Origin of the sequence: Nonomuraea sp. NPDC049784 (genome assembly GCF_040659615.1) — a bacterium.
Taxonomy (GTDB): Bacteria; Actinomycetota; Actinomycetes; order Streptosporangiales; family Streptosporangiaceae; genus Nonomuraea.
Genome location: NZ_JBFAMX010000666.1, coordinates 1 through 5,348, shown reverse-complemented (window position 1 = coordinate 5,348; position 5,348 = coordinate 1). Strand labels below are relative to the sequence as shown.

Annotated in this window: 4 protein-coding genes; 3 read left to right on the top strand and 1 reads right to left on the bottom strand. The window is 65.3% G+C overall.

Going from position 1 to position 5,348, the window contains the following annotated elements:
• Positions 1–173 precede the first annotated feature (173 nt).
• The 3 genes from AB0J09_RS55175 to AB0J09_RS55165 all read left to right on the top strand — a co-directional run bounded on the left by AB0J09_RS55175 (position 174) and on the right by AB0J09_RS55165 (position 4,038).
• Positions 174–1,310, top strand: a complete 1,137-nt coding sequence (locus AB0J09_RS55175) for a tyrosine-type recombinase/integrase (protein WP_360710366.1) — start codon at positions 174–176, stop codon at positions 1,308–1,310.
• Entirely contained in the window at positions 1,307–1,636 is a 330-nt protein-coding gene (locus AB0J09_RS55170; protein ID WP_350803103.1) for a helix-turn-helix transcriptional regulator, read from the top strand. Before AB0J09_RS55175 ends, AB0J09_RS55170 begins: the two co-directional genes overlap by 4 nt.
• Before the next feature lie 449 nt (positions 1,637–2,085).
• The gene (locus AB0J09_RS55165; RefSeq protein WP_360710365.1) at positions 2,086–4,038 is read left to right on the top strand and encodes a hypothetical protein; all 1,953 of its coding nucleotides are present in this window, start codon (positions 2,086–2,088) and stop codon (positions 4,036–4,038) included.
• A 69-nt stretch (positions 4,039–4,107) separates the two neighbouring features.
• Here the strand turns inward: AB0J09_RS55165 and AB0J09_RS55160 are convergent, their stop codons facing one another.
• Positions 4,108–5,064 carry a hypothetical protein gene (locus tag AB0J09_RS55160; RefSeq protein WP_360710363.1) on the bottom strand — a complete coding sequence of 319 codons (957 nt, stop codon included), beginning with the start codon at positions 5,062–5,064 and terminating at the stop codon, positions 4,108–4,110.
• Between the last annotated feature and the right edge of the window lie 284 nt (positions 5,065–5,348).

Here is a 5,348-nt window from a genome sequence, read left to right as displayed (position 1 = left end):
CTACGTCAACCCTCAGGAATTGCATCAGACGGGCGAAGGTCCGCAGGTCGCGAGGTCGTCGCGGCGTTCGGCGGGGCTTCCGGAGGCGTTGGTCTTGGCCGCCTGAGCAGTGAGTTTGCCATACCTATCCCGTTTGATGCAAGATCTGCTCTCCAGAAGGGATGGTCTGGAGAGTGCAGCAGCGCAGGGTCGAGCTCGCGGGAGCGGCTCACATGGAGCTCGTGTCGGGCGTCGTGCAGTTGCGTCCTGAGGACTCGATGTTCGAGGCGATGCTTCGGGGTTGGCGTGCTCAGCAGACGGCGCGGGGGTTGAAGGAGGACACGATCGTGCCGCGGGAGCGGCTGGTCCGGCGCTTCTTGGAGTTCACCAACGACTATCCGTGGGGCTGGACGCCCGGCCACATGGACGAGTGGTCCCTGAGCCTGACGGCCGAGCATCATCTGGCCCCGTCCACGATCCGCAGCTACCAGTGCACGATCCGGCAGTTCACTGAGTTCTTGATCGACGGCCGTTACGGCTGGGCCGTCGCCTGCGAGCAGACGTTCGGGCCCGGACAGCATCCGGTAGCGATCGCGCACGAGTGGAACACGATCGCTCACCTCAACGATTACGAGGGCAATCCCGAGGCGCGTCCGTTCACCCGCGCCGAGTTGCAGCGGTTCCTCGACTACGCCGATGACCAGGTGGAGCGGGCGGTGAAGTCGAAGCGGAAAGGCGCGCTGGCCGCCTACCGGGACGCCACCCTCTTCAAGGTCATTTACGGGTGGGGGCTTAGACGGACCGAGACCTCCAAGCTCGATCTGGTCGACTTTGGGCGGAACCCGGCCGCGCCGGAGTTCGGCCCCTACGGCATGCTGAACGTCCGCTACGGCAAGGCCAAGCGAGGCCAGCCGCCGCGGCGCCGGAACGTCGCCTCGGTGATGGAATGGGCGGTCGAGGCGGTCGTCGACTACGTCGAGAACGTCCGGCCCCGGTTCGGATGCGAGGACCATCCTGCCTTGTGGGTGACCGAACGCGGCGGCCGGGTGAAACCGGCCGAGATCAACGCCAGGTTCGTCGCTTACCGTGATGCGCTCAAGCTGCCAGCCGCCTTGGTGCCCCATTCACTAAGGCATTCTTACGTGACGCACCTTACCGAGGACGGGGTCGACCGCAGGTTCATCCAGGCTCAGGTAGGCCACGAGAATGATAGCTCGACGGCCGTATACACCCACGTCAGCGATGACTTCATGAACGCCGCGCTGCGGCGTGCTCTCACCCCGGCGCTCGGGGCCGAGAGCAGCGGCTCTGGACGAAAGGGACGGCGATGACGGCCAAGCTGGACTACCGGTGGCATCTGCGGCAGGTCATGGCGACCCGGGACATGTTCTCCACCACGGACTTGCTCGCGCCGTTGGCCGAACGGGGAATCAAGCTGTCGTCCTCGCAGGTCTACCGCCTCGTCGTCGATCGCCCCGAACGCCTCAGCTTGAAGATTTTGATGGCGTTGCTGGACATCCTGGACTGCACGATGGAGGAGCTCATCGAGCCTATGCCCGTCGCGGGGCAGGCCAAGAAGACCAAAGTGGTCGGCGGGGAGGCCGGGGTCGGAGAATTGCGGCCCAAACGTGCCCGCATCGCTCCGGCCGGCGAATGAGCGCCGCCCTGGACGCCGAGGTCATCGCTGATCCGATCGGCCTGGTCGTCCGGCTCGTGACCGGCGTCGAGCCGGCGTTGACGGCCGAAGCCGTTCACCAGGAGGTCGTCAAGATCGCTGGTGGTCGGGCCAAGAGTCGGCGTCTCGCTCAGAACCTTCTGACGGACCCGAGCCTGCTCACTGGCGGCGGGCATCCTGTTCCGTGGTCGGTGGGTCAGCTGCTGCTGGGGCTGCGTGCCGCGGGAGCGACGGCCATCGCGGCGCCCTGTTGCGGTGAATGCGGTCGAGCTGTCTCCTATTTGATCAGCCGGAAGGGCTGCGTGATCTGCTCGCCTTGCCGGGACAGACCAGAGGCTTGCGCCAAGTGCGGGGCCGAACGACGGGTCTGCACCCGGGACCGACACGGCCTCCCTCGTTGCGAGCACTGCCCTGACCTCGACGGCGACCCGGTGCGGCTTCTCACGGTCCTGGTCGCCGAACTCGAGCCCGTACTCAGTGGCCCGACTGTGCTCGCCGCTCTCGAGCGGGCCACAGTCCGTCCCGCCGGGCAGCGGCGTCTGGCTTGGGCTGTCGTGGATAATCCCGATCTGCTCACCGGGGCCGGCGCCCTGGCTCCGACACCTGCGGTGCTGCGGTTCATCGACGAGTTGATCAAAGCAGGCGCGACGAAGGTGCTTCCACCGTCCTGCCCGCGCTGCCAGCGGGTCGTCGCCCTCTCCAAGCAGCTCGATGGCCAGCGGATCTGCCGGAACTGTTTCGCCAAGACCAGGGCCGTTCCGTGTTCGCGCTGCGGCAGTGTCCGCGAGCCCGCAGCCCGTGATGCCAACGGCGGACCACTATGTCCCAACTGCCTGGTCAACGACCCGATCAACCTCGAGGACTGCTCCGGATGCGGGCAGCGCCGCCGCGTCGCGGTCCGCGCGGCGACCGGCCCGCTCTGCCAGAACTGCCGTCCTCGCCCCGTCCTGGCTTGCGGAATCTGCGGCCGTGATGCGCACTGCGACATCTCCCGCGCCACGGGCCAGCCCTGGTGCGACAACTGCCAGCACCGGTGGATCCGCTGCAGCGGCTGCGACATCATCGCCCAGCTTCGGGGCGGCACGCTCGACAAACCCCTGTGCGCGAGATGCCTCAACCCCGACCCCGACTTCTGGGACCGGTGCCCGACCTGCAAGACGACCTGGGTCCTCAGCCCCCGCCCCTGCCAGCGTTGCGTCCTCGGCCAGGACATCCGAACCCTCCTCGCGGACGAGAGCGGTCGCATCGGAGCCGACCTGGCGCCGTTGGAACGAGCATTGACCGAGGTCGAGCGGCCCGACGTCGCCATGGGCTGGCTCAGACGCCCCCAGGTCCGAGAGCTCCTCGCAGGGATCGGCCGTGACTCGCGCACGATCACACACGACACGCTCGATGAACTGCCGCCCAGCAAGACACTCGACCACCTGCGCAGCGTTCTCGTCGCTAGCAGCTCGCTGCCCGAACGAGACGAACGGCTCGTCGTGCTGGAGCGGTGGACGGCCACCACGCTCGCCGGTCGCACCGACCCCAACGAGCGCAAGATCCTGCACGCCTACGCGGTCTGGCACCACCTGCGGCGGCTGCGCCGACGCCTCAACGGAGCCCACGCCACCCACCTGCAATGCCTCAACATCCGCTCCCACGTCACGGCCGCGATGAACCTCCTCGACTGGCTGAGCGGTACCGGCCTCACCCTGGCCGCCTGCACCCAGGCCGACCTCGACCGATGGGCGACTGACAACGTCAGCTACCGGCACGAGACCGGGAACTTCGTCCGCTGGGCCCTCGCCCACCGGCACGCCCGGCACCTCACCTTCCCCGCCACCCGCTGGCAAGGACCAACCGGCCCTCACGACAGCGAGAAACGTTGGGACGACGCACGACGGCTTCTGCAGGACACCACCCTCAAGACCTCCGACCGGGTCGTCGGTCTTCTCCTGCTGCTCTACGCACAGAACCTCGGCGCGATCAGCCGCCTCACCACCGAGCACATCCACGCCAGCGGGAACCACGTCACGCTCCGCCTCGGCACCTCACCGGTCGTGCTCCCCGAGCCCCTCGCTGATCTCGTCATCGAGCTGGTCGAAACGCGCAGGGGCAACGCCATCCTCAACAAGACCGCCGACACACCCTGGCTGTTCCCCGGCAGGCGGCATGGCCAGCCGCTCAGCCCTGATTACCTCGGCCAACGCCTCAAGAAGATCGGCATCCAGGCCGGCCGAGACCGATCCACAGCCCTGTTCGCCCTCGCCACCGAGATCCCCGCCGCCATCCTCGCCCGCATGCTCGGCATCCACATCAAGGTCGCCGTCGCCTGGCAACAAGCCTCCGCCGGCGACTGGATGACCTACGCGGCAGATGTCAGTCGTCGAGGCAGCCTCTGATCCAACTATCTCCTTTGAGAATGACCACAATTGGATCTTGCATCGCGGATGCCCCCCGAAACACAATCATTAGCCTTCCGCCTTGCTTTGTCCGGTAGGACTGGGGCCTGTGATCGCGCCCCACACCCTTCCCTGGCCCTCTGCCAAGAAATGCAGCTCGTAATCGAAGCCGCCTCGTAGTTCGTAAGTCAGCGTCACTGAGGTGCTCGTCTCGATTGCTGTGCGGATCCCTACATCGCTCCCGAATGCCTGCACGCCAATGTTCAAGCTGTGGCCGAACATAGAAGAGAGCACGTGTTCGTAGGTTGCCAGAGCTCCGGTGGCGTCGCCAGCAAGGGGGTACCGTTCAGCCAGATCGCCGATGGGTGGAGCGTCCCTGGGGGGGAGGAGGAGCAGACCGGGGTTTCCGGTTACTCTGAGCTCCTTCGCGTTGACTCGGTGGCCCTCGCCGATCGTGTGGCCACTTTCGATAATCGTCACTTTCTCTACCGGCACCGAGATCGGAACAAAAACTACCTTGGTTTCACCGCTTACGGCATTGAAACTCGATGAAATTGTCGCTTCCAATACTCCGCTATCCTCAAGGCCCGCCCCGAGGACAGAGACCTTCCAGCCGAGTTTTTGAGCAGTCTTCTCCTGTGTCTTAAAGCTGGCTTTGCAACCGGTTACTTCTGGCGCAGCAAGCACAAACAGTGGCACGTGGACATGCACGTCTACCGACTTATCCACTTGGATGGCGCGCTGGCTGAACCAGTCGTGCAAGCGGTCCTTCAGGACCCCCCCGATCAAGCGAGGCCACACGTCCCGAGGCCAGTACTTCAGGTTTTTGCTCGTGCGCGCGTACATCATGTCTCGTTGCGAAACGATATGATGAATGTCCATCGCTGGCATCCCCATCTCGCGGAGACCACTCTCGAAGACCTCCTGGATCGCAACAGCGCTCAGATGCCCCCATTGCTCCTCGGTCAGTATCTCGGCCTGCCCCTCGACCGGGAGCACCTCGCCGGAGACCCACTTCACGTCCATAGCCAGAGCATGGCGCACAATCGGACGTCTATGCCGAAACGACGCGCGCCACCCTAGAGTCCTACCCTGGGCGATGAGCCGGGACGGTCTACGGAGACAAACTGGACCTTGGCGTGGGTCAACGCCCGCGGCCCCGGCGGCATGATCGCTGGCTCTGCCGCAATGAGCAGATCACCCACGCTGAATGTCGTCGCCTTGCCTGTTGTCTCGCCATGCTGAACGCCGTTGCCAAACCTCTCTATGGCAGGGCATTCGGACAGTTCTAATACCCGATGGTGCCATTA

What these genes read in the sequence shown, in the direction of transcription:
- AB0J09_RS55170 (WP_350803103.1), top strand. Translation starts at nt 1,307, where the DNA reads ATGACGGCCAAGCTGGACTACCGGTGGCATCTGCGGCAGGTCATGGCG.
- AB0J09_RS55160 (WP_360710363.1), bottom strand. Translation starts at nt 5,064, where the DNA reads ATGGACGTGAAGTGGGTCTCCGGCGAGGTGCTCCCGGTCGAGGGGCAG.